This window comes from Neorhizobium sp. 2083 (assembly GCF_031455615.1).
GTDB lineage: Bacteria > Pseudomonadota > Alphaproteobacteria > Rhizobiales > Rhizobiaceae > Neorhizobium.
In genome coordinates this window covers 1,145,384-1,170,632 of sequence record NZ_JAVDTC010000001.1, presented here as the reverse complement: position 1 = coordinate 1,170,632, position 25,249 = coordinate 1,145,384, and the positions used below count along the sequence as shown (strand labels likewise).

Genomic DNA, 25,249 nt, shown 5'->3' with positions numbered 1-25,249 from the left:
CAGGGCAAGGGGTCGGCCTAAACGGTCTCTCTGACCGGCCTCAGCCGTCGATCGCTTTCTGGCCCTTGCCCGGGACTTTCTGGTCGGCGGCATCGACGATCTGATAACAGACCTGGGCGGTGCCCGAACTGATCATGCCGATGTCCTTGGCTGCGGCCTTGGAGACGTCGAGGACGCGGCCGCGGATGAAGGGGCCACGGTCGTTAATGCGCACGACAACGCTTTTGCCGTTGCGCTTGTTCGTCACCATCACCTTGGTGCCGAACGGCAGCGTCCGGTGCGCCGCCGTCATGAGAGAGGCGTTCATTCGTTCCCCGGATGCGGTCTTGGATCCGAGGGCATACCAGGATGCGTGGCCGCATCCGGGCGCAGCATTGGCCTGCGCGGCGCCGAGAGTTGCAAAAGCAGCAATGGAGGCCGCGGCGAAAGTCGAGCGTCGAATTGTTGTCAAGTCGGTCGTCCCCGTTCGTTTTGTCCCTGCACGTTGCGTGCAAAACGGCTAAGCGGGGCGAAAAGTGGCGAAAAAGTGGGTCTTTCGATCACGGAACGTTACGGACTGTAACATTCGTGATTATAATTTGGCGAATCTTTTTAAGAAGCCAGCTAACCTTCTGCGGAAGAAAACCTTTAAAAACAGTCAGAAAGCGGAATACCGTTTCAGCGCGACTCGCGACGAGCTGCCGATCACGAAAATCGTAGAAAAAAATTTATCGCGAGGCGAGATTTAATGCCTCATTTGGGCAAATTTTGTGACGCTCAGCCGTAAGTCTTAAGAAATAATAACTAGATCGACCGATCAGGATGGAAATTTCCACCGTTTCAAAATGGGAATTTCACCCTCGCCAGCGGTCCGAGTGCCACATCTCCGTGAGCGACATCCGGTAGGTAGGGAAGCGGAATTCGAAGCCTGCGGCGCGGATCTTGGCGTTCGAAACGCGCTTGTTGGCGCCATAGAAGGAGCGCGCCATCGGCGTCATGTCGGCGGTCTCGAAATCCAGTTCCGGCGGCGGTTCGACGCCCATCAGCCGCGCCGCTTCGACGATGACATCCTGCGGGGGACCGGGCTCGTCGTCGGTGACATTATATATGCCACCCGTGTTGCCCTTCGCGAGGAAGAGCGCCGCGCCGCCGATGTCTTCGACGCGGATCCGGTTGAAGACCTGGTCTCTCTTTATAATACGCCGCGCCGTGCCGCGTGCGAGATTGACGAAGGCATTGCGGCCCGGTCCGTAGATGCCGGAGAGACGAAGGCTGGCGACGGGAATGCCCGCGGCTTTGCCTTCGGCAGCCCATGCTTCCTCGGTATCCACCCGCTCGATCGAACGGCCCTGGATCGGACTGCCCGGTGTTTCCTCGGTGACCCATCCGCCGCCGTGATCGCCGTAGACGCCGACCGTCGAGAGATAGCCGATCCATTCGAGTTTCGGGCAGAGTTCCCGCAGCCGACCGGAGACGAGCTTCAGCAGCGGATCGCCCTCCGTGCCCGGCGGAATCGACTGCACCAGATGCGTGATCGCCCGCAGTTCCGCCAGAAGTTCATCGCTGAACGGGCTGCCGTCGAACACGAATGCCTTGACGTCCCGGGCCGTGAGCTCCAGCGCCTTGTGGGCCGTCCTGACCGTGCCGGAGACCGGATGGCCTTCGGATCCAAAAGCTTCGGCGATCGCCTGGCCCGAATAACCGCACCCGAAGATCATCACATTCATTATGCCGCTCCCGCCAGTCGCCATTCTTCCCGTACCTCCGGATCGTCTTCCGCACCACGTGCCTTGGCGAACCGTGCAAAATCGTCCTCTGTCATCAGCCGCTTCAGAGCCCATATAGCCATGCCGCGCACCACGGACGAGGGGTCGCCCGCAAGGACGAGACATTGCCCGATGAACCCGGCATCACCGGAATTGCCGGCGGCGATCAGCACATTGCGGATGAAACGGTCACGCCCGATGCGCTTGACCGGCGAGCCGCTGAAGAAGGTTCGAAAGGTCGCGTCGTCAAGGGTCAGCAGAAACGCGATCGACGGTTCCTTGAGGTCCTCGCGTGCCTGCAGCTTCATTTCCGAGGCGCTGGCGGCGAACTTGTTCCAGGGGCAGGCGGCAAGACAGTCGTCGCAGCCATAGACGCGGTTGCCGATCAGGGGCCGGAACTCCGGCTCGATCGGCCCCTTGTGCTCGATCGTCAGGTAGGAGATGCAGCGGCGGGCATCGAGCCGATAGGGCGCCGGAAAGGCAGCCGTCGGACAGGCATCGAGACAGGCGCGGCAGGAACCGCAATGGTCTGTCTCGGCCTCATCCAGAATAAGGTCCGCCGTGGTGAACAGGCTGCCCAGGAACAGCCAGGACCCATGGGTGCGGCTGACGAGATTGGTGTGCTTGCCCTGCCAGCCAAGTCCGGCCGCCGCCGCCAGCGGCTTTTCCATCACCGGCGCGGTATCGACGAAAACCTTGACGTCCTCGCCGGCACGCGCGGCAAAACGTGTGGCGATCTCCTTGAGACGCCCCTTGATCACATCGTGATAATCGCGATTGCGCGCATAGACGGAGATGGCCGCCTTGTCCGTTTTTTCCAGAATGCCGCGCGGGTCTTCGTCCGGGCCGTAGTTGAGCCCGAACATGACGATCGAACGCACCTGATCCCACAGCACTTTTGGATCGGCGCGGCGCAGCCTCGTCTCCGCCATCCAGTCCATGCTGCCGTGGTGTCCGTCGGCCAGAAAGATCTCCAGCCGCTCAGGCGCCTGCGGAATGCTGTCCGGGCCGGTGATGCGGCAAAGATCGAATCCCTGGGCCGCCGCTTCCTCGCGGATGAAGGCGGTCAGCTTCTCCCGCCGCCGAAGCGCCTTTTCTTCCTCGCGCGCGGGCGCGTCAGAAATCAAGGTCCGCATAGTGGGATACCGGGGTAAGGCCGCGGATGCGCTCGGCAAGCATCGGCCGGAAGGAAGGGCGGGATTTCAGCCGCTGATACCAGTCCTTGGCGACCGGCGTCTCCGACCAGTCGATCTCTCCAAGATAGTCGAGGATCGAAATCGAGGCGGCGGCGGCAAGGTCGGCATAGCTCAAGCGGTCGCCCGCAAGCCAGGGCCGCGAACCGGCAAGCCAGGAGAGATATTTCATATGCTGGCGGATATTGGCGCGGGATGTGCGCAGTACCTTCGAATCAGGCGCTCCCCCGCCTTGGGCCGTCGTCATCTGCAGCTTGAAGACCCGTTCGCGGGTCAGCGGCCGGGTAACGTCCTGTTCCATCTTCTGCAGGAACCATTCCGTCAGGCGCCGGATCTCGGCCCGTTGCCACGGGTCCTCGGCAAGCAGCCGGCGGTCGCGCTTCAGCACGCCATGCGTTTCGTCGAGAAATTCCAGGAGCACGGAAGGGCCACAAAGCACTCTCATGCTGTCGTCGACATAGACCGGAAGCGTGCCCGCCGGATTGAGCGTCAGGAATTCCCGACGCTTCTCCCACGGCTGCTCCTCAACCAGATCCGCCTGGAAGCCGTATTCGGCAAGGATCAGCCGGACGAACCGCGAGGCCGAAGACATGGAATGATGATAGAGCGTGGGCATGGATACTTGAACTTCACGAACTTCGTATAGGAGGGGTAGGGGCGCCTCACGCGCCCGCCTGACATATGGCAGCTATATGGATTTGGTAGGCCCAAGACAAGCAAGGCCTCATAAAGTGCTTAAAACTGCCCTTATCTACTCAATAAAGGATTAAGAATGGCGGATCAGTCCATCATCAGTGCGCTCATCCTCGGTGTGATCGAGGGTATTACCGAGTTTTTGCCGATCTCCAGCACTGGCCATCTCATCATCGCAGAGCAATGGCTGGGCCACCGGTCTGATACGTTCAACATCGTCATCCAGGCAGGCGCCATCATCGCCGTGACCATCATCTACTGGCGCCGCCTGCTCAATCTGCTGCTGGGCTGGCGCGAACCGGAAAACCGCGATTATGCCGCCAAGCTGATCGTCGCTTTCCTGATCACCGCAGTTCTCGGCCTGATCGTAAAGAAGCTCGGATTCGCGCTTCCCAACGACGCGGCACCGATTGCCTGGGCGCTGATCATCGGCGGCATCTGGATGATTTTTGCCGAATGGGCGGCCGCACGCAGGCCGGCTTCCACCCGGATAACCTGGCTCGTCGCCATCCTGGTCGGTATTGCCCAGGTCGTTGCCGGCGTCTTCCCCGGAACATCGCGTTCAGGCGCCACGATCTTCATCGCCATGTTGGCCGGTACGGGAAGCCGGGCTGCGGCCACGGAGTTCGCCTTCCTCGTTGGTATTCCGACCATGTATGCGGCAAGTGGCTACGAGCTGGTGAAGACGCTCAAGGACGGCAGCGCCGGGCACGAGGATTGGACGTCTCTCGGCGTGGCTTTCGTCGTATCGACGATCGTTGCCTTCGTCGCAGTGAAATGGCTGCTGACTTATATCCGCAGTAACCGCTTTACCGTTTTTGCTATCTACAGAATCATTCTTGGATTTTTGCTTCTTGGCCTGATCGCCCTGGGATCGGTCCCGCAGCACGGTGGCCAGAATGCGGTGGTCTCAAGCGCTGGGGCGCCTGCCGATACTGCCCTGCGTCCCGCACTGGTAAAGTGAGGATCGTCTTAGCTTCGGCAAGAAAAAGGCCGCTGAGAAGCGGCCTTTTTTTTGCGCGTTGAACGCTCAGTGACGGATGGATGCCGTGCTGCACGGATCGACGCCATATGCGGGCGTGCATTCGCTCTTGCCGGCGGCTCCCGTCGTCGGGGCCATGAAAGAGCCCGCGAGGATGATCAGTGCTGCACACGCAAAAAAGAGGGCGATGGGCTTGCCCATGGAGGAATGCCTTTCGATGGATGATTTTATCGTCACGGTTGCGCCGCTTGTCTCGTGAGGGTGGATTTATGGGTTGGATTAGAAGAATTCAATAAAGGATTTTGCTGAACCGGTCGTTAACGCCACTGCTTCGGCCACTGCGACCTTTGTGCCACTATCCTTGCCCGAAACATGAGCGACAACAAAGGGCTGCCCGATTTTTCAGCGGGACAGTGCTGCCGTGTCGAGGCGAAACAAATCGCCGGATATGGTTAATGATATCAGGCCGCGCGGCCCGAACCGGTGTACTGGCCCTGCGGACGATACTGTACAAGGTAGGATGGCAGGACGGAGGAAACGAGCGTCGGCCGGATGCCTATCCCCGACAAAGTGCGGCCTTCCGTGGCGGCAGCGTCTGAGACGACATTGTCGGTCTTCAGCAGCTTTACCTGATCGCTGGTGATCGGCGGCTGGATGAAGGGGATGAGCGACGCGATGCTGCCGATCAGCGATGCGATGCCGAAGGGCAGCGAGACCAGCGCATTGCTGCGGTTGGTGACGCGCAGCATCGTCTCGAGACACTGGCGGAAAGTCATGACTTCGCCGCCGCCGAGTTCATAGATCTGGCCGGGCGCGATCGTGCCGTCAACGGAACGGGCGACCGTTTCGGCGACATCCTCGACATAGACCGGCTGGAATTTCGTCTTGCCGCCGCCGATCAGCGGCAGGGCAGGGAAAGTGCGGGCCATGGACGCGAATTTGTTGAAGAAACTGTCTTCCGCGCCGAACATGATCGACGGGCGCAGGATCACGGCGTCCGGCAGCGTCGAGAGGATCGTCGCCTCGGCACGGCCCTTGCTGCGGGCATAGGAAGATTCCGAATTGGCATCGGCACCGATGGCCGAAATATGGGTGAGCTTGGCACCGGCCGTACGGGCTGCGTCCACGACCGCGCGGGCGCCAAAATCCTGGACCGCGTCGAACGTGTTGCGGCCGCTCTCGAACATGATGCCGACGCAGTTGACCACATGCGAAGCGCCTTCGACAGCGCGCAGAACCGACTGGCGGTAACGCAGGTTCGCCTGGATCAGCGAGATCTGGCCCACATAACCTGCCGGCAGCAGGAAGCCGGCGAGATCCGGGCGGCGAACGGCGACCCGGACGCGATAGCCGCGCTTTGCAAGCGCCCGCACCACATGCCTGCCGACGAAACCCGATCCTCCGAAGACGGTAACGAGTGGCGGAAGGTTGTTGACGGTCATGGCGTGCTCCGGGAGCCTAGGGGAAGAGATGAGTGGTGTTTAACCGAATCGCGGCACGGGTGGAAGTGTCTCCACTGCCGCACCGCACGCGATATGCGGATCTCAAAGACCGTCGAGGACGACGATTTCGCCATCCGCGACTTCCTGGCGGATTTTGATGGCGATCGCGTATTCCGGCGAATTGTAGCAGTCGATCGCGGCCTGCATCGAGGGAAACTCGATGATCACGTTGCGGGCGCGGGACTTGCCTTCCATCGCCGCCATCGCACCGCCACGGGCGAGGAAATTGGCGCCGTATTTCTCGAAGGCGGGCGTGGCCGCTGCGATGTAATCCTTGTAGCGTTCCGGATCGCGGACATCGACGCGGGCGACCCAATATCCCTTGGCCATGGTATCTCCTCCAATGCGTTTTTCGGTTCGGATGACTTCAGGCAAATTCCCGGGCGAGTCAATATGAACGGAGGCCGCCATGTCGGCACTCCCGCATCGTTCGCGTCAGAGCACGCCCTGCATTTCGGCAAGGATCGCTTGCGCCGAGGCCTTCGGATCGGGCGCCTTGACGATCGGGCGTCCGACGACAAGATGGCTTGATCCGGCGTTGAGCGCATCGGCTGGCGTCATCACTCGTTTCTGGTCGCCGGCCTCGGAGCCTGCCGGGCGGATGCCGGGCGTGACGATCGCCATGTCGGGGCCGACGATCTTGCGCACCGCGGCGGACTCCTCGGCCGAGCAGACGATACCGCCCATGCCCGATGCCAGCGCCTGTTCGGAGCGGCGCAGAACCAGCGTATGCGGGTCGTATTCGTAACCGGCATCGACGAGATCCGTCTCATCCATCGAGGTCAGCACGGTCACCGCGAGCAGGCACAGGTCCGAGCCCCTGGCGGCCTCGACGGCGGCGCGCATCGCCTTCGGATAGGCATGCAGAGTGAGCATGGTCACGCCCATCTTGACGATGTTCTCCACGCCCTTCGCCACCGTGTTGTCGATGTCGAGCAGCTTCATGTCGAGAAAGACCTGCTTGCCGTCTTTCACGAGGTCGCGGGCGAATTCGAGACCGCCGGCAAACACGAGCTGGTAGCCGATCTTGTAGAAGGAAACGGTGTCGCCGAGCGCGGAAACCATCTTTTCGGCTTCGCCGATCGTCGGGATGTCGAGGCCTACGATGAGGCGGTCGCGTGCGTTCATGCCTGGAACCCTTCCCATTTTTCGATGGGCGTCCAGTCGCATGAGACAGTCCGATCCGCAAGGGCGAAGCAGAAGAGATTTCCGCCGCCGCCCGGCTGGTCCCGGTCGCGGGCGATAGGCTTGCGGGAGAGATGGCATTTCAGAAGCGTGCCCACGCCGCCATGGCCGACGAAGGCGATCGGCACGCGATGATCGTGATCGGCGAGAATTCTCGTGACGGCGGTCACGATGCGTTTCTGCGCATCCACGGCGCGCTCCCAGCCTTGGAAACTATCCTCGGGATGGGCGAAAAACCAGTTTGCGGCGTCCTCGAACTGCGGCGGCGGCAGGAAGCCGGTCGCCGAACGGTCGTTCTCATGGGTGTCCCCGGCGATCTCGATCGAAATCCCCGTCGCGGAGCCAAGGATTTCCGCAGTTTCGATCGCCTTCACCTCGTCGCTGGAAATGATCCGGCCGAGTTTCCGTGCCCAGGCGGATTGTGCGGCCTCACGGGCTCGGGCGGCGCCGAGATCCGAAAGCCCCCATCGCGGCACCGGGACATCGGGGTCGATGCGGACCTGCGGATGGGTGATGTAGAGACCGAACGCCATGGTCAGCCGCGCGTATAAGTCCAGAGTTGCGCCGGCGGAATGTTGCGGACGACGAAGTCGTAGTGCTTGATCCGGTAGCGGTCGGGCTGGGCGATGATCGGCGAGACGGGGCCGTAGGTGATCTGCATCACGGGCCGGCCGGCGGGAATGCGGTCGAGCAGGTCTTCCAGCAGCGCGATGCGGCGCTCCATCGGGAAGCTCAAAAGCGGGATCGCCGAAATCACGCTGTCGAAGGTCTTGTCCTTCCAGGCACCCAAGGTGCGATTGAGATCGAAAGCGTCGCCATTGACGAAGTTGACGCCCGGATAGGTGCGTACAAGATGCTGGAAGAAATCGGTCGAATATTCGATCGAGACCAGGTTTTCCGCCGAAATGCCGTGCTTCAGGATTGCCTTGGTGATGATGCCCGTGCCGGGTCCGAGTTCGAGGACGGGCAGGCCGGAGGCCGTGTCGATGACGCTTGCCATGCGTTTGGCGGTGACGGAGGAGGTGGGGCAGATCGCGCCGACCCGTTTCGGGCCGTCGATCCAGCCCTTGAAGAACCGGATCTCATCGTCGAACTTGCGGCCAAGCCGCTCCTTCAGGCGCAGTTCCATTTTTTATCCTCTCCTTTCGTCCCATGTGGACCTTCATGCCGCAAAAGCAAGGAAAAATGTCGCACCGGGAAAACCGCATGAAAAAGGCGGCTGGATTTTCCAGCCGCCTCTGATGATTTAAACGCGCATCGGCATTAATACGTAAAGCGCGTCGTCGCCTGCCGTGTCGCGTACCAATGTCGGAGAACCGGCATCCGCCAGCATGAAGATCGCGTCGTCCCCCGAAAGCTGGGCGGTGATATCCAGCAGATATTTGGCGTTGAAGCCGATCTCCATCGGATCATTGTCGTAACCGACCGCAACTTCTTCCGTAGCACTTCCCGAATCCGGATTGTTGACCGTCAGCATCAGCTGGCCGTCGGTCAGCGACAGTTTGACCGCGCGGCCACGCTCGGAGGAGATGGTCGACACGCGATCGACTGCCTTGGTGAAGCTCTGGCAATCGACACGCATTTCCTTGTCGTTGCCCGAGGGAATGACGCGCTGGTAATCGGGAAAAGTGCCGTCGATCAGCTTGGACGTCATGACGACGGTGCCGAGCGTTATGCGGATCTTTGCATCCGAGACTTCGACAGTGACGACCGCTTCCGGATCGTCGACCAGTTTCTGCAGCTCGCCGACCGTCTTGCGGGGAATGATGATGCCCGGCATTCCTTCCGAGCCTGAGGGCGCCTGCACATCGGCGCGCGCCAGGCGGTGACCGTCGGTCGCGACCGCGCGAAGCTTGAGGTCTCCGCCGGCTTCGATCGTGTGGAAGAAGATGCCGTTCAGGTAATAACGGGTCTCCTCGGTGGAGATCGCGAACTGGGTGCGGTCGATCAGCATTTTCAGATCGGTCGCCTTCAGCTTGAACGTATGCGTGAAGCTGCCGGCGGTGAGATCCGGGAAGTCGGATTCCGGCAGGCATTGCAGCGAGAATTTGGAGCGGCCGGACTGCACGGTCATCGACCCGCCGTCCGGATTGGTGGCAAGCAGCACTTCCGACCCGTCCGGCAGCTTGCGGACGATTTCGTAAAGCAGGTGTGCGGGAACCGTCGTGGCACCAGCAGTCTCGACCATGGCCGGCAGGGCTTCGGTGATTTCAAGATCGAGATCGGTCGCCTTCAGGTCGAGACTGGCGCCCGACGCGCGCATCAGCACGTTGGAGAGGATCGGGATCGTGTTCCGACGCTCCACCACGCGATGCACGTGGTTCAGCGACTTCAGAAGGTTTGACCGCTCAAGAGTAATACGCATGGACGCTATCGCTTTCGACCGTGGCGATCCGGCAGGGCCGGACCCCTGATATTCTGCCGGCTTGGGACCAGCCGGATGATGTGGACCGGCAAAATGGCAGACAACACGTTCGAAAAGCAAGAGGTGAGCAAGGCGTTAGCAAGCCATTTCATATATGTCCCATGCACTGCACACAGAAAATATGCGTTCTCAACAGGTTGCGCTTTACTTGCCGAAGCCGGCCGGCTTGCCCATAAAGGCGCATGACCATCCTTTTGCGCGTGACATCCCTTGACCGATGACCTGAAGAGCAGCCAGCGCGGCTATCGCGTCGCCAATACTTTCGTAGCCGCGCGGCCGCTGGAGCCGGCGCTTTATCTGGTCGCAACCCCGATCGGCAATCTCGGCGACATCACGCTGCGGGCACTCGAAACCCTGTCCGGCGCCGATGTGCTCGCCTGCGAGGATACCCGCGTCACCCGCGTGCTGCTCGACCGCTACGGCATCGTCAACCGGCCCTATGCCTATCACGAGCACAATTCCGACGAAGTCGGCCCGAAGCTCATCGCCGCGCTGGAGGAGGGGAAGTCCGTGGCACTGGTCTCCGACGCCGGCACGCCTCTGGTCTCCGATCCCGGCTACCGGCTTGGTCAGATGGCGATCGAGGCCGGTCACAAGGTCGTGCCCGTCCCCGGCGCCTCCGCGCCGCTCGCAGCCCTCGTCGGTTCCGGCATGCCCTCCGATGCGTTCCTGTTCGCGGGCTTCCTGCCAGTCAAGGACAAGGGCCGCCGCGACCGGCTGGCGGAGCTTTCGAAAGTGCCGGCGACCTTGATTTTTTTCGAGTCACCGCATCGCATCGGCGCCACGCTCGCCGCCGCAGCAGCAGTGCTGGGAGCTCGCCGGCGCGCGACGGTCTGCCGCGAATTGACCAAGACGTTTGAAGAGTTCCGCCGCGGCACGCTGGAGGAGCTTGCCGCCTATTATAATGACGATCGCGTCGTGAAGGGCGAGATCGTGTTGCTTCTGGCGCCGCCCGAAGCCGAGGAGCCGCCCGGCGAGGTCGAGGTGGACGCGCTGCTGCGGCGGCTTTCGGCGACTATGCCGACCGCCAAGGCCGCCGCCGAGGCTGCTCGCATCACGGGACTTCCGCGCAAGGATCTTTACCAGCGGCTCCTCAACCTGAAAGGCGAGGCAGGTGACGGAGAGTGACCGAGGCCTGAAACGCCGCCGGCCCGACCGGCAAGCTGCCGAAAGGCGGAAGGCTCAGCGATGGGGCCATGTCTCGGAATATCTTGCAGCACTTTATCTCTTGGCCAAAGGCTACAGGGTTCTTGCGATCCGCTACCGCACCAGGCTCGGCGAAATCGATCTCATCGTCCGAAAGGGCGATCTGGTGGCCTTTGTCGAGGTCAAGGCGCGGGTTGGGGAACAGGCGGCTGTCGATGCCGTCGGTTTCACGACCCAGAAGCGCATTCGCGCGGCAAGTGACCTCTGGCTTTCCAAACGGAAGGATGCCGCAAGATTGTCACGGCGTTACGATGTGGTCGCGGTTCTTCCCGGCCGCCTGCCGCGGCATTTTGCGAACGCTTTCTGACGCTCATGTGAAATTTTTGCATGGCTGTGCAATGTAATATTTCTGACACGAAACTGTTAAGGGCCTGTCACAGCCGGGCCCTATTGCGATCCTCACCCCAACAACGGTGGAGAGGACGTTAAAATGTTCAAAAAGCTTTCGATGGCCGCGATCGCGGTCGCCCTGTCCGCGACCTCGTCGCTTGCCGCGACCGAAGTCACCTGGTGGCACGCCATGGGCGGCGAGCTCGGTAAGAAGCTCGAAGAGATCGCTCAGAAGTTCAACGACAGCCAGAGCGACTACAAGGTCGTCCCGGTCTTCAAGGGCACCTATCCGGAAACCCTGACCGCCGCTATCGCCGCCTTCCGCGCTGGCCAGCAGCCGGCCATCGTTCAGGTCTTCGAAGTCGGTACCGGCACGATGATGGCCGCCAAGGGTGCCGTCTACCCGGTCTACAAGCTGATGGCCGACAACAAGGAGCCTTGGGATCCGAAGGGCTTCCTCGCCCCGGTCGTAGGTTACTATTCGGACGCCCAGGGCAACATCCTGTCGATGCCCTTCAATTCCTCGACCCCGATCATGTACTACAACAAGGACGTCTTCCAGAAGGCTGGCCTCGATCCGGAAGTTGCCCCGAAGACCTGGGCCGAACTTGCCGCCATGGGCAAGAAGATCGTCGATTCCGGCGCTGCTGCCTGCGGCTTCACGCTGTCTTACGCTGCGACCTGGGTTGGCCTTGAAAACTACTCGGCCATCCAGAACCTGCCCTACGGCACGCTTCAGAACGGCTTCGGCGGCCTGAAGACCGAGTTCAAGTTCAACGGCAAGGAACAGGCTGCATTCTGGGATAACCTGAAGAAGCAGCAGGATGCCAAGGTCTTCAAGTACGGCGGCCCGGGTGGCGGTGCTGAAACCGCTCCGATGTTCTATGCGCAGCAGTGCGCCATCTACATGGGCTCCTCCGCTTCGCGCGCCGGCGTCATCAACAATGCCAAGGGCTTCAAGGTCGGCTTCGCGCCGATGCCTTATGACGACACCGTCACCAAGGAGCCGAAGAACTCGATCATCGGCGGCGCCACGCTCTGGACCCTGAACGGCCAGAAGAACCCCGACGTCTACAAGGGCGTCGCCAAGTTCTTCACCTACCTCTCCAAGCCGGAAGTCCAGGCCGATTGGCACCAGTTCACCGGTTACCTGCCGATCACCAACGCTGCCTACGAGCTTGGTCAGAAGCAGGGCTATTATGAAAAGACCCCGGGTTCCGATATCGCCATCAAGCAGATCACCCGCGGCACGCCGTCGGACAACTCCAGGGGCGTCCGCTTCGGCAACCTCACCCAGATCCGCGACCTGATCGACCAGCAGTTCGAAACCGTCCTGTCCGGCAAGAAGACCGGCCAGCAGGCTCTCGACGATGCTGCCAAGGCTGGCAACGCTGTCCTGCGCGAATTCGAAGCTTCGAATTCCAACTAAGCATCGCCTTAAACCTCAAGCCCTTCCCGATCCCCGGGGAGGGCATTTCCTTGGGCACATCTCGCCATGCAAACCAAGCGCACCGTTTTTCAAAGTCGCGTCCTGCCTTATTTCCTGCTGGCGCCGCAGCTGATCATCACGCTCATCTTTTTCGTATGGCCCGCCGCGCAAGCGATCTGGCAGTCGTTCCTGCGCCAGGACCCGTTTGGCCTGAAGGCGACATTCGTCTGGTTCGCGAATTACACGCGTCTGCTGGACGATCCCGATTATCTGAATGCGCTCGGCGCGACCTTCGTTTTTTCGGTCGGCGTCACGGTTCTGTCTATGGGCCTGTCCCTGATGTTCGCCGTCGCGGTCAACCGCGTGCTGCGCTCGGGCCGGTTCTACACGACGTTGCTGGTCTGGCCCTATGCGGTGGCGCCGGCGGCTGCCGGCCTGCTCTGGTGGTTCATGTTCAACCCCAGCGTCGGCATCATTCCTTATCTCCTGAGTTCCTTCGGATACGAATGGAACCATCGTCTCCACACCGGCGATGCCATGGTGCTGATCATCATCGCGGCCGCCTGGAAGCAGATTTCCTATAATTTCCTGTTCTTCGTGGCGGGCCTTCAGTCCGTGCCGCAGTCTCTGTCCGAAGCCGCCGCCATCGACGGCGCCGGCCCGTTCAAGCGTTTCTGGACCGTGGTTTTCCCGCTGCTGTCGCCGACGACCTTCTTCCTTGCGGTGATCAACATCACCTACGCGATGTTCGACACCTTCGGCATCGTCGACGCCACCACGTCCGGCGGACCGTCGCAGTCAACCAATATCCTTGTCTACAAGGTCTATGCGGATGGTTTCATCGGCCTGAACCTCGGACCCTCCGCCGCCCAGTCGGTCATCCTGATGCTGATCGTGGTTGTCCTCACCGTCGTCCAGTTCCGCTGGATCGAGCGCAAAGTGCAGTATTGAGGTTTACCGATGGTCGAGAACCGCCCTTTCCTGAATTTCCTGACCCACCTCGTCCTCATTCTCGGGGTGCTGATGGTGGTCTTCCCGGTCTATCTCGCCTTCATCGCCTCGACCCATGGCCCGACCGACTTCATGAGCGGCATCGTTCCGCTGCTGCCCGGCGACCAGTTTTCGGCGAATTACGGCTATCTCCTCGGCACCGGGGAATCGACCGCCGGTGCCCCGCCTTTCCTGCTGATGCTCGGAAACAGCCTGGCGATGGCGATCATGATCGCAGTCGGCAAGATCGCCATCTCGATCATCTCCGCCTTTGCGATCGTCTATTTCCGCTTTCCGCTGCGGGTGCCGGCCTTCTGGCTGATCTTCATGACGCTGATGCTGCCGGTGGAAGTGCGCATTCTACCGACCTACAAGGTCGTCGCCGATCTCGGCATGCTGAACTCCTATTCCGGCCTCGTCATTCCGGTCATCGCCTCTGCGACCGCGACCTTCCTCTTCCGTCAGTTCTTCCTGACGGTGCCGGAGGAGATGATGGAAGCGGCCCGCGTCGATGGCGCCGGTCCGATGAAATTCTTCCGCGATATTCTTTTGCCGCTGTCGCGCACCAATATCGCCGCGCTCTTCATCATCATGTTCATCTACGGCTGGAACCAATACCTCTGGCCGATGCTGATCACCACCGAACCGCATTATTACACCGTCGTCATGGGCATCAAACGCCTCGCCAACGTGCTGGATGGCGACAATCAATGGAACCTGGTGATGGCCGGCGTCATCCTGGCGGGCCTGCCGCCCGTCCTCGTCATCATCTTCATGCAGCGCCTGTTCGTCAAAGGCCTGGTTGAAACGGAGAAATAACAATGGCTTCCATCGATGTCGAAAGCGTCGGCAAGGTTTACACCGGCGGCGTGCGCGCGGTCAGCGATATCAGGCTGAACATCGCCGATGGCGAGTTCATCGTGCTGGTTGGCCCGTCCGGCTGCGGCAAATCCACGCTTCTGCGCATGATCGCCGGCCTGGAAACCATTTCCGAAGGCGAGGTGAAGATCGGCGCGAGGGTGGTCAACGAGGTTGAACCGGCCGACCGCGACATTGCCATGGTCTTCCAGAATTATGCGCTCTATCCGCATATGACCGTCTACAATAACCTCGCCTACGGCCTCAAAAACCGTGGCACGCCGAAGGCGGAGATCGACGCGCGCGTTGCCGAAGCCGCCCGCGTGCTGGAAATCACCCAGTATCTGGAACGCAAGCCGCGCGCGCTTTCCGGCGGTCAGCGCCAGCGTGTCGCCATGGGCCGCGCCATCGTCCGCAAGCCGGCCGCCTTCCTGTTCGACGAACCGCTCTCCAATCTCGATGCGAAGCTGCGCGTTTCCATGCGCGGCGAGATCAAGCGCCTGCAGCGTCGCCTCGGCACCACGTCGATCTACGTTACCCACGACCAGCTCGAAGCCATGACGCTCGCCGACCGCCTCGTCGTTCTGAACGGCGGCAGGATCGAGCAGATCGGCGCGCCGCTGGAAGTCTACCACGCGCCGGCCTCCACCTTCGTCGCAAGCTTCATCGGCTCGCCGGCCATGAACCTCGTCAAGGGCGAGCTGCATGGCGACAAGCTGGCGATCGGCCCGGCGATGATCGCCCTCAACGGTTTTGCACCCACCTCCGGCGCCGTCACCATCGGCGTGCGCGCCGAGGATCTGCGCATTGCCCGCGAGGACGAAGAGGCTCTGCCCTTCCGCCTCGAATATACCGAGGAACTGGGTGCCCAGCGCCTGATCCACGGCACCGTCGGCGACCAGCAGATCACCGCCGCCGTTTCTCCGGAGATTGCGCTCTCCCCGGACATGCGCATCGCCATCGATGCCAAGCGCTTGCATTTCTTCTCGATCGATACGGGCAAACGCCTGCCGGGCAACGTTCCGGCCGAGGCAAAGCTCGCACCGGCCGAACCGGTTCTCTGAAGGCGGTTGTCGGGAAATTCAGGCCGATCGTTAAAATTCTAACACCGGTCTGAACAGCCGGCTTACTGTTTGCGGCTAACGTCCCCGGGAGTTGACAGCTTCCGGGGGAAAGATGAGTTGGCACGTCCTCGCCGCGACCGCAGCGGCTATCGCATTTCGATACAAGTCCGACACGCCCGAGAGGCCGAAGGTTAAGGCGTTTATCGGCGCCTGCCCGCATTCTCTGGAGATGAAGCCGATGCCGATCGAGCCCACATGGGTGCTCGCAGGCGATCCGCAGGCGCGCGCCGCCTCCCATTCCACGGCGGAAGACGATTGCGCTACGACCGGCGTGTGGGAATGCACGGCGGGCGAGTTCCGCTGGTATTTCCACTGGGATGAAACGGTGGTGATCCTCGAAGGCGAAGTGCATGTGACGGCCGATGACGGCACGCAGCGCACGCTGACGGCGGGCGACGTCGCCTATTTCAAGGGCCGGACCTGGGCCACCTGGCGTATCGACGCCTATCTGAAGAAGGTCGCCTTCATCCGTAGGCCTTTCCCGAAGCCGATTGCCATGCTTTTCCGCCTGCGCAACCTGTTGCTGGCAAAGAGGCGGGTCGGCATCTCCGCGTGATATTGGCCTGATTGCAGTTGCCTTTGGGGGCTCGCCATCCTACATCAGGCGGGCCAATCCTAGGGGGCTGAAGTCATGGCGAAAATCCGCAAGGTCGCGTTCCAGATGGACCATATCTCCGGCATCAACATTGCCGGCGATTCCACCTTCGCCATGGCGCTGGAAGCGCAGGCGCGTGGCTTCGAGCTCTTTCATTACACGCCCGACCGCCTGACCATGCGCGACGGCAGGATCTTTGCCGCCGTCGAGCCGCTTCAGGTGCGCGACGTCAAGGGCGATCATTTCACGCTCGGCGAAAAGGAACGCGTGGACCTCTTGGAGATGGACGTGGTGCATCTGCGCCAGGATCCGCCCTTCGACATGGGCTATATCACCTCCACGCATATGCTCGAGCGCATCCACCCGAAGACGCTTGTCGTCAACGATCCGGCCTGGGTGCGAAACTCGCCGGAAAAGATCTTCGTCACCGAATTCGCCGACCTCATGCCGGCAACGCTGATCAGCCGCGACCCGGGCGAAATCGCCCGTTTCCGCGAAGAGATGGGCGATATCATCCTGAAGCCGCTTTACGGCAATGGCGGTGCCGGCGTGTTCCATTCCGCCCGCGACGACCGAAATTTCACCTCGCTTCTCGAAATGTTCGGCCAGATGTATCGCGGCGAACCCTATATCGCCCAGGCCTATCTGCCGGCCGTGCGCAAGGGCGACAAGCGCATCCTCCTGGTGGACGGCGAGCCGGTCGGCGCGATCAACCGTGTTCCCGCCGAACATGACAGCCGGTCGAACATGCATGTCGGCGGCCGTGCGGAAGCAACGGAGATCACCCCGCGGGAAAAGGAAATCTGCGCCCGGATCGGACCCGCTTTGCGCGAGCGCGGCTTCATCTTCGTCGGTATCGATGTCATCGGCGACTACATGACCGAGATCAACGTCACATCCCCGACGGGTATTCGCGAGGTCAGAAAGTTCGGCGGCGCTGACGTCGCCGGGCTCCTCTGGGACGCAATCGAGGCCAAACGCGCCTGATGCAGGCTGCAGGGGCAGCCGGCGTTTCTCATACGGTTCGCCTTTGTTCACGCGATACAACCGTCTGCAACCTGATTGCAGCGGGCGCGCGAAGTCGTTCGATCAATGTTCTTGTTTTATTCTTTTTTCTATGCCAGATTGCAATTGCTGGCTCGGAAAGCGTGTATCGCTGACGTCCCGGACATGGTGTTAGGGGCGGGGTGGATATGGTTGCGCGTGTCAGCACGGTTGCATTCCAGGGCATAGAAGGCGTTCCGGTCGACGTGCAGGTCATGGTCGGGCCGGGCAAGATCAACATGCATATCGTCGGCCTGCCGGACAAGGCGGTGGCCGAGAGCCGCGAACGGGTGCAGGCCGCGCTGCACGCCTCCGGCCTCGCCATGCCGCCGAAGAAGATCACCGTCAATCTGGCGCCCGCCGATCTCCCGAAAGAAGGTTCGCATTTCGACCTGCCGATCGCGCTGGCGCTGATGGCAGCGCTCGGTGCCGTGCCCGCAGATGCGCTCGCCGGTTATGTGGTGATCGGAGAACTCAATCTCGACGGCACGCTTGCGCCGGTTGCCGGGGCGCTTCCTGCGGCAATTGCAGCCAATGCCTTGGGCAAAGGCCTGATCTGCCCGGCCGACAGCGGCGCGGAGGCTGCCTGGGCCGGCGCCGATATCAATATCATTGCGCCGCGCAGCCTGATCGCGCTCGCAAACCATTTCCGGGGAACCCAGGTCATATCGCGCCCGCAGCCGGCAATCCGCGCGCTGCCCGCCAATCTGCCGGATCTCGTTGACATCAAGGGGCAAGAAAGCGCCAAGCGGGCGTTGGAGGTCGCGGCCGCCGGCGGGCACAATCTCCTGATGGTCGGCCCTCCGGGCTCGGGCAAATCCATGCTGGCGGCGCGGCTGCCTTCGATCCTGCCGCCGTTGTCGGCTGCCGAACTGCTGGAAGTGTCGATGATCCATTCGATCGCCGGCCAGCTTTCCGGCGGCAAGCTTTCCGATCGCCGGCCTTACCGCACGCCGCATCATTCGGCTACCATGGCGGCACTCGTCGGCGGCGGCCTGCGCGCCAGGCCCGGCGAGGCGTCGCTTGCCCATCACGGCGTGCTGTTCCTCGACGAGTTCCCGGAATTTACGCCGCAGGTATTGGATGCGCTCCGCCAGCCCCTGGAGACCGGCGAATGCATCATCGCCCGCGCCAATCATCGGGTCTCCTATCCTGCCAGCATCCAGCTCGTCGCGGCCATGAACCCGTGCCGCTGCGGCATGGCAGGCGAACCCGGTCATTCCTGCGCGCGTGGGCCGAAATGCATGTCGGATTACCAGGGCCGTATTTCAGGCCCGCTGATGGACAGGATCGATATCCGCATCGACGTACCGGCCGTGTCCGCCGCCGATCTCATTCGCCCGATGCCGGCGGAGCGGAGTGCGGATGTTGCCAGGCGCGTGGCGGCTGCGCGTGAAAGGCAGCGGGAGCGTTTCGAACATGCCGGTTTCCCGCGCGTACTCACCAATGCCCGCTGCTCGACGGCATTGATTGAGAAGATCGCTGAACCCGACCCGGGCGGCCTCCAGTTGCTGCGGGATGCGGCCGAAAAACTCAAGTTCTCCGCGCGCGGATACCATCGCATATTGAAGGTCGCCCGCACGCTTGCCGATCTCGACGGCAAGGACACGGTCGGCCGTATCCATCTTGCCGAGGCGATTTCCTACCGCATGGTGGGGGAGCGGCTGGCGACGGCGGCGGCATGAAGCGAAGGTTCGGGTGGGGTTTGCGAGGGCCGGGAGGTGGCGATGAATTTGCGCTGCAGCCAGGGCAGGTCGTCACAGATGACCAAGCTTCACTTGGGACCGCAACTTAGGCAGACGCGGATAGCATACCCTTCCGTCGTTATCCTCCGGCTTGACCCGAGGATCCATCCGCCTGGCGACGCGCTCTAACGTAGTCAACCCCGGTGGGCTTGGCCTTGGATCCTCGGGTCGAGCCCGAGGATGAGGACCTGAAGAAGTGCAGCTAACTACCCAACCCCTCGAACAGCGCGGTCGAGAGATAGCGCTCGGCGAAGGACGGGATGATGACGACGATCGTCTTGCCGGCGTTCTCCTCGCGGCTGCCGACTTCGATGGCGGCGGTCAGTGCCGCGCCGGAGGAGATGCCGACCGGCACGCCTTCGAGCTTGGCCACCAGCCGGGCCGTTTCCATGGCTTCGCCGCTGTTGACGGTGACGATCTCGTCATAGATGTGGGTGTCGAGGATCTTTGGCGCAAAGCCGGCGCCGATGCCCTGGATCTTGTGCGGCCCCGGCTGCCCGCCGGACAGCACCGGCGATTCTTCCGGCTCGACGGCGATGACCTTGAGCGCCGGGTTTCGCTGCTTCAGCACCTGCCCGGCGCCGGTGATCGTGCCGCCCGTGCCGATGCCGGAGACGAAGATGTCGATCTTGCCCTCGGTATCGTTCCAGATTTCCTCGGCAGTCGTCTTGCGGTGGATTTCCGGGTTGGCCGGGTTTTCGAACTGCTGCGGGATGATCGCGTCCGGCAGCGAGGCGGCGAGCTCTTCCGCCTTGGCGATCGCGCCCTTCATCCCTTTCGGGCCTTCGGTCAGCACCAGTTCGGCGCCGAGCAGGGCGAGCATCTTGCGGCGCTCGATCGACATCGTCTCCGGCATGGTGAGGATCAGCTTGTAGCCCTTGGCGGCCGCGGCAAAGGCGAGCGCGATGCCGGTATTGCCGGATGTCGGCTCGACCAGCGTCGTTTTGCCGGGGGTAATCCTGCCCTCGGCTTCCAGGCTTTCGATCATTGCCACGCCGATGCGGTCCTTCACCGAGGCGATCGGGTTGAAGAATTCCAGCTTGGCCAGCAGGTTGGCTTTCACGCCTTTTTCCTTCGCCAGCTTGTCGAGGCGCACGATCGGCGTGTCGCCAATGGTTTCGGTGATCGAGGAATAGATTCTGCCGCGGCCCGGCTTCCTGGTCTCTGCCATGGTGCTTCTCCCTGAGATGTGAAGAGAAGTTAGGGCGTGTTCCCCACGAATGCCAGCAAGGCCGAACCCGACAGCAGGCGAAATGGAAATTTTGTTCCCGGAAGTGGTCGAGGATGAAAATGCCGTTGCGTCAAAGGCCGGTGGAGCCGAAACCGCCCGCGCCGCGGACAGTAGCTGACGCTTCCGCTATCTCGGTTACCCGCACCTGGGTAACGGGCGCGATCACCATCTGGGCGATGCGCATGCCGCGCGTGATGATGAAGTCCGCGTCGCCGAGATTGATCAGCAGCACCTTCACCTCGCCACGGTAATCGCTGTCGATCGTGCCGGGCGTGTTGAGGCACGTGACGCCGTTCTTGAAGGCAAGCCCGGAACGCGGCCGGATCTGTGCCTCGAACCCGTCCGGGATCTCGAAGATGAAGCCGGTCGGCACCAGCGCCCGTTTGCCGGGCTCGATCGTCAGCGGTGCCTCGTCTTCGACCGCCGCGCGCAGGTCCATGCCGGCGGCGCCTGCGGTTTCATAGGCCGGCAGGTCGAGGCCGGCGCCATGCGCGAGACGGATGAGGTTCAGCTTCGGCGAGGATGGGGCGTGGATGTTCATGACGTCATTAGCCGACCCACGGTCGCTCCGGTCAAACACGAATTGAAAGTTATCCACGGAGACGTTAGATACGCGGCAACGTAAAGGATCTGGAAAAAATGCCCGAAACGATTGCCGAGGCGGTTTCCCGCCGTCGCACATTCGCAATTATTGCCCACCCGGACGCGGGCAAGACCACGCTCACGGAAAAACTGCTGCTGTTCGGCGGCGCCATCCAGCTCGCCGGCGAAGTCAAGGCGAAGAAGGACCGTATCCAGACCCGCTCGGACTGGATGAAGATCGAGCGCGAACGCGGCATCTCGGTCGTCACCTCGGTGATGACCTTCGAATATGACGGCAACGTCTTCAATATCCTCGATACACCCGGCCACGAAGACTTCGCCGACGATACCTACCGCACGCTGACGGCGGTAGATGCGGCGGTCATGGTCATCGACGCGGCCAAGGGTATCGAGCCGCGGACGCTGAAACTGTTCGAAGTCTGCCGCATGCGCGATATCCCGATCATCACCTTCATCAACAAGATGGACCGCGAAAGCCGCGATCCCTTCGAGATTCTCGACGAAGTCGAGGAGAAGCTGGCCCTCGACACCGCCCCGGTCACCTGGCCGATCGGCCGCTCGAAGACTTTCTGCGGCTCCTATCATCTCGCCGAAAATACGGTGCGCGGATCCGATACCGAGGTGAAGGTCACGCCGGTCAACGGCCCGCAGAGCGTCGCCGACCGCCTGCCGGAAAACGAACGTGCCGCCTTCGTCGAGGAAACCGAGCTGGCGATCGAGGCCTGCCGCCCGTTCGACCGCAAGGCTTTTCTCGAAGGTCACATGACGCCGGTCTTCTTCGGCTCGGCGCTCAGGAATTTCGGTGTCCGCGATCTCATCGATGCGCTGGGCGATTTCGCCCCGCCGCCGCGCGACCAGGTGGCGGACATCCGCACGGTGCATGCGACCGACGACAAGATGACGGCTTTCGTCTTCAAGATCCAGGCGAACATGGATCCGAACCACCGCGACCGTATCGCGTTTGCGCGCATCTGTTCCGGCAAGCTGGAGCGCGGCATGAAGGCGCGGCTATCGCGCACCGGCAAGCAGCTGGGCCTGACGGCGCCGCAATTTTTCTTCGCGTCACAACGCCAGCTGGCGGATACCGCCTATGCGGGCGATGTGGTCGGCATCCCGAACCACGGCACGCTGCGCATCGGCGATACGCTGACCGAGGGCGAACAGCTGGTATTCCAGGGCGTGCCGAACTTCTCGCCGGAAATCCTCCGCCGCGTGCGGCTGGAAGACGCCATGAAGGCGAAGAAGCTCAAGGAAGCCCTGCAGCAGATGGCTGAAGAGGGCGTCGTGCAGCTCTTCTCGCCGGAGGACGGCTCGCCGGCCATTGTCGGCGTTGTCGGCGCGCTGCAGCTCGATGTTCTGAAGGAACGGCTGCAGGGCGAATACGGCCTGCCGGTGTCCTTCGAAATGTCGCGCTTCTCGGTCTGCCGCTGGGTCTCTGCGGATCATCAAGCCGATCTCGACAAGTTCCTCACGGTCAAGCGCGGCGATATTGCCCGCGATCTCGATGGCGATCCGGTTTTCCTGGCTCAGGACAGCTTCTCGCTGCGCTACGAGTCGGAGCGTTACCCGGCGATCAAGATGGTCGCGATCAAGGAATATCACGTCGCCAAGGCGGCGTGATATCCTTCCGCCGCTTTAGCCGAACTTGACCGCGGTCGTGTTGGAACCGCAGACGAGCACGCAAACGCGTTCCTGCGGGCCGGGAACATATTTGCCGGACAAAAGGGCGGCGAACGCCGCTGCGCCGCCCGGCTCGGCGACCACGCGCGCGCCGGCCCACAGAGCCTTCTGAGCGGCAAGGATCTCGTCATCCGTTACCAGGACCGGTGGCTGAACGAATTTCCGGGCAACGGGGAACATCAGTTCGCCCACCTGTTTCGGCGCAAGCGAATCCGCAGCGATGCCGCCGGCCGGCGCGTCCACCGGGTGACCGGCCTTGAAGGCTTCGTAAAGGGTAGGCGCCCCGTCGGATTCCACGGCGACGATCTTCACCCGCCCGCGGAACCAGGAGGCGATGCCGCCGATCAATCCGCCGCCCCCGACCGCGACCAGCAGTGTCGTCATCTCGGGCAGGTCATCCTCGATCTCCTTGCCGAGCGTGCCCTGGCCGAGCAGGGTCTCCTCCTGGTCATAGGCATGCACGGCGATAGCCCCGCTCGTTGCGACATAGGCCTGGCTCGCAGCCAGAGCATCGTTGTAGCGATCGCCGCCGACCACCAGTTCCGCCCCATAGGAGCGGATGAGATCGATTTTCGCCTGCGAGGCCACGCTCGGTACGAAAATGTGCGCCGGCACGCCGAGCCGCATCGCCGCATAGGCGACCGCAGCGCCATGATTGCCGCCAGACGCGGCGACAACGCCCGCAGCCTCAACCTTTCGCGTCAGCAGATTGGTGAAGGCGCCGCGGGCCTTGAACGAACCGGAATGCTGCAGCAGTTCGAGCTTCAGGTCGACCGGAAGCGGCGTTGCGCCGAAATCCCGCATATCGACGCTCATGACCGGCGTGCGGCGGATATGCGGGCGGATGAGCTTTTCGGTTTCCGCGATACGTTCGGGCGTGACGGTATTTTCGATCGACATGATGGCCTCTTGGGAATGGAACGGTCATGGGTATCCGGCAAAGCGCCGAAATGAAAGACCCTTCAGCCGCCGATCCGTTCGCTGAGAAAATCGACCACGGCACGCACCGCGGGAAGCTGCCCGCGCCGGTGGGGCATCAGGATCGTGGTGGTGATGCTGCCTGCGGTCCAGTCCGGCAGCAGGCGCACGAGCCTGCCCTCGGCGAGCGCACCCCGGCAGACCGATATGGGCAGGCAGGTGAGGCCGAGCCCCGCCAGCGCCGCCTTCATCATCACCATAGGCTCGTCGGCGGAAAAGACCGGTTTCGGATTTGCCGCCACCTCTTCGCCAGCTCCGGATGCGAGGCGCCATGTATTGTCCGTCTGGCCGGCGGTCACGGCCCTGTGCGCATCCAGGTCCTCCGGCCGCAAGGGCTCGCCATGAATGCGAACATAGTCCGGCGAAGCGACCACGAAGAACGGGTGTGTCGCGAGCTTCTTCTGCAGCAACGTCGAATCCGGCAGCGGCGCCTGATGGCTGCGCACCGCGATATCGAACCCCTCCTGCACGATATCCACGAACCTGTCGCTGACATGCAGCGACAGGTGCAGCTTCGGGTAAAGCATCGACAGCTCGGCAAGGTGATCGGCGAGCACGAATTGCGCGGTCGGTACCGCGGCCGTCATCCGCACGATGCCGCTCGGCTCGCCGAGATGGGTGCGCACGATCGTTTGCGCCATCTCCGCCTCGATGACCGACGCCTGCGCATGCCGGTAGAAATCCCGACCGAGATCGGTCAGCGAGAAACTGCGGGATGTCCGCTGGATCAGCCGTACGCCGAGCCGGTCTTCGAGTTCCGCCACTCGTTTGCTGACCGTGGATTTCGGCACGCCGAGCCGGCGACCGGCGGCGGAAAAACCGCCATGTTCCACGGCCTGGACGAAGAAATAGAGATCGTTGAGGTTCGGCAGCGCCATCTCAGCTTCCATAAATGTGGACTTAAAGGCGGAGAATGGAAGACTACCGCATCATCGTCCATGAAATCATATTGCCGGCGTCCCCAAGTTTCAATCATGGAGCAAGCAAATGACACCGATCCTGTTTTATGGCGTGCCGGAAGGATGTTCCTTCGGCTCGATCGTCGCCCTCGAATGGACCGGCGCGCCCTATCGGCTGTGCCGCATCGAAATGCCGGCGGTGGTTTCGAGCGATACCTACAAGCCGGTCAATCCGGTCGGCGAGACGCCGTCGCTGATGCTGCCGGACGGCCGGGTGATCAGCGAGAGCATGGCGATCCTCAATCACATCGCTGCCCGTACCGTCGGCAAGGGCTGGGGCTTCGATCCGAAGTCGGAGAAATTCGACCGGCTGAATCAGATGCTGGCTTTCCTGAATACCGGTTTTTTCAATGCCTTCGGCCCGCTCTGGCACGCTGTCGAGCACGAGATGGAGCCGCAGGCCAAGGAGGCCCTTCGCGCTTACGGCATCGCCAAGGTGGAGAAGGCGCATTTGCATCTCGAAAAGCTTCTCGCCGGTCGGGAGTGGCTTGTCGGCGACGAGAAGAGTTTCGCAGACGCCTATTTCGCCGGCATCGCCCGCTGGAACGATTTCCACCAGGTCGTTGACCGTCGGCAGTTTCCGGCGCTCAACGCGCTTTACGAACGCCTGCAGCAGGACCCGGCAGTGCGGTTCGCCTGGGCCATCGAGCATCAGGAAGAGGCGCAGACGAGTGGCCGGTTTCTCGGCCACGTGAGCCTTCAAGAAGCGCTCGGATCCCTGAAGCAGGCCGCGTAACGACCGATATCGATGC

26 protein-coding genes and 1 pseudogene are annotated in these 25,249 nt (G+C 62.1%); 12 read left to right on the top strand and 15 right to left on the bottom strand.

All coding sequences use genetic code 11. From position 1 onward, the window contains the following. Nucleotides 1-40 precede the first annotated feature (40 nt). The 4 genes from J2X76_RS06025 to J2X76_RS06010 form a co-directional block, all read right to left on the bottom strand. Nucleotides 41-451: a septal ring lytic transglycosylase RlpA family protein gene (locus J2X76_RS06025; protein ID WP_113284965.1), complete on the bottom strand. Its 411-nt coding sequence runs from the start codon at nt 449-451 to the stop codon at nt 41-43. A gap of 382 nt (nt 452-833) precedes the next feature. Beyond that, nucleotides 834-1,706: an SDR family oxidoreductase gene (locus J2X76_RS06020; protein ID WP_310214038.1), complete on the bottom strand. Its 873-nt coding sequence runs from the start codon at nt 1,704-1,706 to the stop codon at nt 834-836. Next, nucleotides 1,706-2,881, bottom strand: a complete 1,176-nt coding sequence (gene queG / locus J2X76_RS06015) for a tRNA epoxyqueuosine(34) reductase QueG (protein ID WP_310214036.1) — start codon at nt 2,879-2,881, stop codon at nt 1,706-1,708. The genes J2X76_RS06020 and queG overlap by 1 nt, the downstream gene beginning before the upstream one ends. Beyond that, a complete protein-coding gene (locus tag J2X76_RS06010) occupies nt 2,862-3,554 on the bottom strand; it encodes a glutathione S-transferase family protein (RefSeq protein WP_113125496.1) in 693 nt (230 codons plus the stop codon). Before J2X76_RS06010 ends, queG begins: the two co-directional genes overlap by 20 nt. A 156-nt stretch (nt 3,555-3,710) precedes the next feature. On the opposite strand from J2X76_RS06010, the pseudogene J2X76_RS06005 reads away from it, so the two are divergent. After that, a pseudogene (locus J2X76_RS06005) lies at nt 3,711-4,511 on the top strand (undecaprenyl-diphosphate phosphatase); the annotation flags it as partial. Between the two features lie 150 nt (nt 4,512-4,661). Here J2X76_RS06005 and J2X76_RS06000 read toward each other — a convergent pair. The 7 genes from J2X76_RS06000 to dnaN form a co-directional block, all read right to left on the bottom strand. Next, entirely contained in the window at nt 4,662-4,814 is a 153-nt protein-coding gene (locus J2X76_RS06000) for a hypothetical protein (RefSeq protein WP_113125498.1), read from the bottom strand. Between the two features lie 260 nt (nt 4,815-5,074). Then, nucleotides 5,075-6,055, bottom strand: a complete 981-nt coding sequence (locus tag J2X76_RS05995) for a complex I NDUFA9 subunit family protein (protein ID WP_310214032.1) — start codon at nt 6,053-6,055, stop codon at nt 5,075-5,077. Between the two features lie 102 nt (nt 6,056-6,157). Further along, complete coding sequence (locus tag J2X76_RS05990; RefSeq protein ID WP_037079589.1) at nt 6,158-6,445, bottom strand: DUF1330 domain-containing protein; 288 nt, start codon at nt 6,443-6,445, stop codon at nt 6,158-6,160. A gap of 105 nt (nt 6,446-6,550) precedes the next feature. Then, on the bottom strand, nt 6,551-7,243 hold the full coding sequence (gene pyrF / locus J2X76_RS05985) for an orotidine-5'-phosphate decarboxylase (protein WP_113125500.1): 693 nt from the start codon (nt 7,241-7,243) through the stop codon (nt 6,551-6,553). Continuing rightward, nucleotides 7,240-7,833, bottom strand: coding sequence for a histidine phosphatase family protein (locus J2X76_RS05980; RefSeq protein ID WP_310214025.1), 594 nt, complete (start codon nt 7,831-7,833; stop codon nt 7,240-7,242). The genes pyrF and J2X76_RS05980 overlap by 4 nt, the downstream gene beginning before the upstream one ends. 2 nt (nt 7,834-7,835) lie before the next feature. Continuing rightward, a complete protein-coding gene (pmtA, locus tag J2X76_RS05975; RefSeq protein ID WP_113284961.1) occupies nt 7,836-8,429 on the bottom strand; it encodes a phospholipid N-methyltransferase PmtA in 594 nt (197 codons plus the stop codon). Between the two features lie 117 nt (nt 8,430-8,546). Continuing rightward, nucleotides 8,547-9,665 carry a DNA polymerase III subunit beta gene (gene dnaN, locus J2X76_RS05970; protein WP_113125503.1) on the bottom strand — a complete coding sequence of 373 codons (1,119 nt, stop codon included), beginning with the start codon at nt 9,663-9,665 and terminating at the stop codon, nt 8,547-8,549. Nucleotides 9,666-9,935: 270 nt separating this feature from the next. On the opposite strand from dnaN, the gene rsmI reads away from it, so the two are divergent. The 9 genes from rsmI (at nt 9,936) to J2X76_RS05925 (ending at nt 18,986) form a co-directional block, all read left to right on the top strand. Then, nucleotides 9,936-10,853: a 16S rRNA (cytidine(1402)-2'-O)-methyltransferase gene (rsmI, locus tag J2X76_RS05965; RefSeq protein WP_310214022.1), complete on the top strand. Its 918-nt coding sequence runs from the start codon at nt 9,936-9,938 to the stop codon at nt 10,851-10,853. After that, complete coding sequence (locus J2X76_RS05960) at nt 10,840-11,238, top strand: YraN family protein (RefSeq protein ID WP_113125505.1); 399 nt, start codon at nt 10,840-10,842, stop codon at nt 11,236-11,238. Before rsmI ends, J2X76_RS05960 begins: the two co-directional genes overlap by 14 nt. Before the next feature lie 123 nt (nt 11,239-11,361). Beyond that, on the top strand, nt 11,362-12,690 hold the full coding sequence (ugpB, locus tag J2X76_RS05955) for a sn-glycerol-3-phosphate ABC transporter substrate-binding protein UgpB (protein ID WP_113125506.1): 1,329 nt from the start codon (nt 11,362-11,364) through the stop codon (nt 12,688-12,690). 66 nt (nt 12,691-12,756) lie between these two features. Then, on the top strand, nt 12,757-13,641 hold the full coding sequence (gene ugpA / locus J2X76_RS05950) for a sn-glycerol-3-phosphate ABC transporter permease UgpA (protein WP_113125507.1): 885 nt from the start codon (nt 12,757-12,759) through the stop codon (nt 13,639-13,641). A 9-nt stretch (nt 13,642-13,650) separates the two neighbouring features. Continuing rightward, nucleotides 13,651-14,499 (top strand): sn-glycerol-3-phosphate ABC transporter permease UgpE, encoded by an 849-nt coding sequence (ugpE, locus tag J2X76_RS05945; RefSeq protein WP_113125508.1) that lies wholly within the window; start codon nt 13,651-13,653, stop codon nt 14,497-14,499. A gap of 2 nt (nt 14,500-14,501) precedes the next feature. Then, entirely contained in the window at nt 14,502-15,602 is a 1,101-nt protein-coding gene (gene ugpC, locus J2X76_RS05940; protein WP_310214017.1) for a sn-glycerol-3-phosphate ABC transporter ATP-binding protein UgpC, read from the top strand. A gap of 112 nt (nt 15,603-15,714) precedes the next feature. Beyond that, entirely contained in the window at nt 15,715-16,218 is a 504-nt protein-coding gene (locus J2X76_RS05935; protein ID WP_113284957.1) for a cupin domain-containing protein, read from the top strand. Between the two features lie 75 nt (nt 16,219-16,293). Then, complete coding sequence (gene gshB, locus J2X76_RS05930) at nt 16,294-17,244, top strand: glutathione synthase (RefSeq protein WP_310214012.1); 951 nt, start codon at nt 16,294-16,296, stop codon at nt 17,242-17,244. A gap of 206 nt (nt 17,245-17,450) precedes the next feature. After that, the gene (locus J2X76_RS05925; RefSeq protein ID WP_113284956.1) at nt 17,451-18,986 is read left to right on the top strand and encodes a YifB family Mg chelatase-like AAA ATPase; all 1,536 of its coding nucleotides are present in this window, start codon (nt 17,451-17,453) and stop codon (nt 18,984-18,986) included. 262 nt (nt 18,987-19,248) lie between these two features. On the opposite strand, the gene cysK is transcribed toward J2X76_RS05925, so the two are convergent. Both cysK and dut read right to left on the bottom strand, forming a co-directional pair. Next, on the bottom strand, nt 19,249-20,217 hold the full coding sequence (cysK, locus tag J2X76_RS05920) for a cysteine synthase A (RefSeq protein ID WP_113125513.1): 969 nt from the start codon (nt 20,215-20,217) through the stop codon (nt 19,249-19,251). A 130-nt stretch (nt 20,218-20,347) separates the two neighbouring features. Further along, entirely contained in the window at nt 20,348-20,818 is a 471-nt protein-coding gene (dut, locus tag J2X76_RS05915) for a dUTP diphosphatase (protein ID WP_113125514.1), read from the bottom strand. A 98-nt stretch (nt 20,819-20,916) separates the two neighbouring features. On the opposite strand from dut, the gene J2X76_RS05910 reads away from it, so the two are divergent. After that, entirely contained in the window at nt 20,917-22,500 is a 1,584-nt protein-coding gene (locus J2X76_RS05910) for a peptide chain release factor 3 (RefSeq protein WP_310214007.1), read from the top strand. Nucleotides 22,501-22,515: 15 nt separating this feature from the next. On the opposite strand, the gene J2X76_RS05905 is transcribed toward J2X76_RS05910, so the two are convergent. Beyond that, nucleotides 22,516-23,460: a threonine/serine dehydratase gene (locus J2X76_RS05905; protein ID WP_113284954.1), complete on the bottom strand. Its 945-nt coding sequence runs from the start codon at nt 23,458-23,460 to the stop codon at nt 22,516-22,518. A gap of 62 nt (nt 23,461-23,522) precedes the next feature. Then, nucleotides 23,523-24,416, bottom strand: a complete 894-nt coding sequence (locus tag J2X76_RS05900; RefSeq protein ID WP_310214005.1) for a LysR substrate-binding domain-containing protein — start codon at nt 24,414-24,416, stop codon at nt 23,523-23,525. Between the two features lie 109 nt (nt 24,417-24,525). Between J2X76_RS05900 and J2X76_RS05895 the strand changes: the two genes are divergently transcribed. Then, entirely contained in the window at nt 24,526-25,233 is a 708-nt protein-coding gene (locus J2X76_RS05895; RefSeq protein ID WP_310214003.1) for a glutathione S-transferase family protein, read from the top strand. Nucleotides 25,234-25,249 lie beyond the last annotated feature (16 nt).

Excerpts from the sequence above, each read along its gene's own strand:
- J2X76_RS06020 (WP_310214038.1), bottom strand. The coding sequence starts at position 1,706 with ATGAATGTGATGATCTTCGGGTGCGGTTATTCGGGCCAGGCGATCGCC.
- queG (WP_310214036.1), bottom strand. The coding sequence starts at position 2,881 with ATGCGGACCTTGATTTCTGACGCGCCCGCGCGCGAGGAAGAAAAGGCG.
- J2X76_RS06010 (WP_113125496.1), bottom strand. The coding sequence starts at position 3,554 with ATGCCCACGCTCTATCATCATTCCATGTCTTCGGCCTCGCGGTTCGTC.
- J2X76_RS06000 (WP_113125498.1), bottom strand. The coding sequence starts at position 4,814 with ATGGGCAAGCCCATCGCCCTCTTTTTTGCGTGTGCAGCACTGATCATC.
- J2X76_RS05995 (WP_310214032.1), bottom strand. The coding sequence starts at position 6,055 with ATGACCGTCAACAACCTTCCGCCACTCGTTACCGTCTTCGGAGGATCG.
- J2X76_RS05990 (WP_037079589.1), bottom strand. The coding sequence starts at position 6,445 with ATGGCCAAGGGATATTGGGTCGCCCGCGTCGATGTCCGCGATCCGGAA.
- pyrF (WP_113125500.1), bottom strand. The coding sequence starts at position 7,243 with ATGAACGCACGCGACCGCCTCATCGTAGGCCTCGACATCCCGACGATC.
- J2X76_RS05980 (WP_310214025.1), bottom strand. The coding sequence starts at position 7,833 with ATGGCGTTCGGTCTCTACATCACCCATCCGCAGGTCCGCATCGACCCC.
- pmtA (WP_113284961.1), bottom strand. The coding sequence starts at position 8,429 with ATGGAACTGCGCCTGAAGGAGCGGCTTGGCCGCAAGTTCGACGATGAG.
- dnaN (WP_113125503.1), bottom strand. The coding sequence starts at position 9,665 with ATGCGTATTACTCTTGAGCGGTCAAACCTTCTGAAGTCGCTGAACCAC.
- ugpB (WP_113125506.1), top strand. The coding sequence starts at position 11,362 with ATGTTCAAAAAGCTTTCGATGGCCGCGATCGCGGTCGCCCTGTCCGCG.
- ugpA (WP_113125507.1), top strand. The coding sequence starts at position 12,757 with ATGCAAACCAAGCGCACCGTTTTTCAAAGTCGCGTCCTGCCTTATTTC.
- ugpE (WP_113125508.1), top strand. The coding sequence starts at position 13,651 with ATGGTCGAGAACCGCCCTTTCCTGAATTTCCTGACCCACCTCGTCCTC.
- ugpC (WP_310214017.1), top strand. The coding sequence starts at position 14,502 with ATGGCTTCCATCGATGTCGAAAGCGTCGGCAAGGTTTACACCGGCGGC.
- J2X76_RS05935 (WP_113284957.1), top strand. The coding sequence starts at position 15,715 with ATGAGTTGGCACGTCCTCGCCGCGACCGCAGCGGCTATCGCATTTCGA.
- gshB (WP_310214012.1), top strand. The coding sequence starts at position 16,294 with ATGGCGAAAATCCGCAAGGTCGCGTTCCAGATGGACCATATCTCCGGC.
- J2X76_RS05925 (WP_113284956.1), top strand. The coding sequence starts at position 17,451 with ATGGTTGCGCGTGTCAGCACGGTTGCATTCCAGGGCATAGAAGGCGTT.
- cysK (WP_113125513.1), bottom strand. The coding sequence starts at position 20,217 with ATGGCAGAGACCAGGAAGCCGGGCCGCGGCAGAATCTATTCCTCGATC.
- dut (WP_113125514.1), bottom strand. The coding sequence starts at position 20,818 with ATGAACATCCACGCCCCATCCTCGCCGAAGCTGAACCTCATCCGTCTC.
- J2X76_RS05910 (WP_310214007.1), top strand. The coding sequence starts at position 20,917 with ATGCCCGAAACGATTGCCGAGGCGGTTTCCCGCCGTCGCACATTCGCA.
- J2X76_RS05905 (WP_113284954.1), bottom strand. The coding sequence starts at position 23,460 with ATGTCGATCGAAAATACCGTCACGCCCGAACGTATCGCGGAAACCGAA.
- J2X76_RS05900 (WP_310214005.1), bottom strand. The coding sequence starts at position 24,416 with ATGGCGCTGCCGAACCTCAACGATCTCTATTTCTTCGTCCAGGCCGTG.
- J2X76_RS05895 (WP_310214003.1), top strand. The coding sequence starts at position 24,526 with ATGACACCGATCCTGTTTTATGGCGTGCCGGAAGGATGTTCCTTCGGC.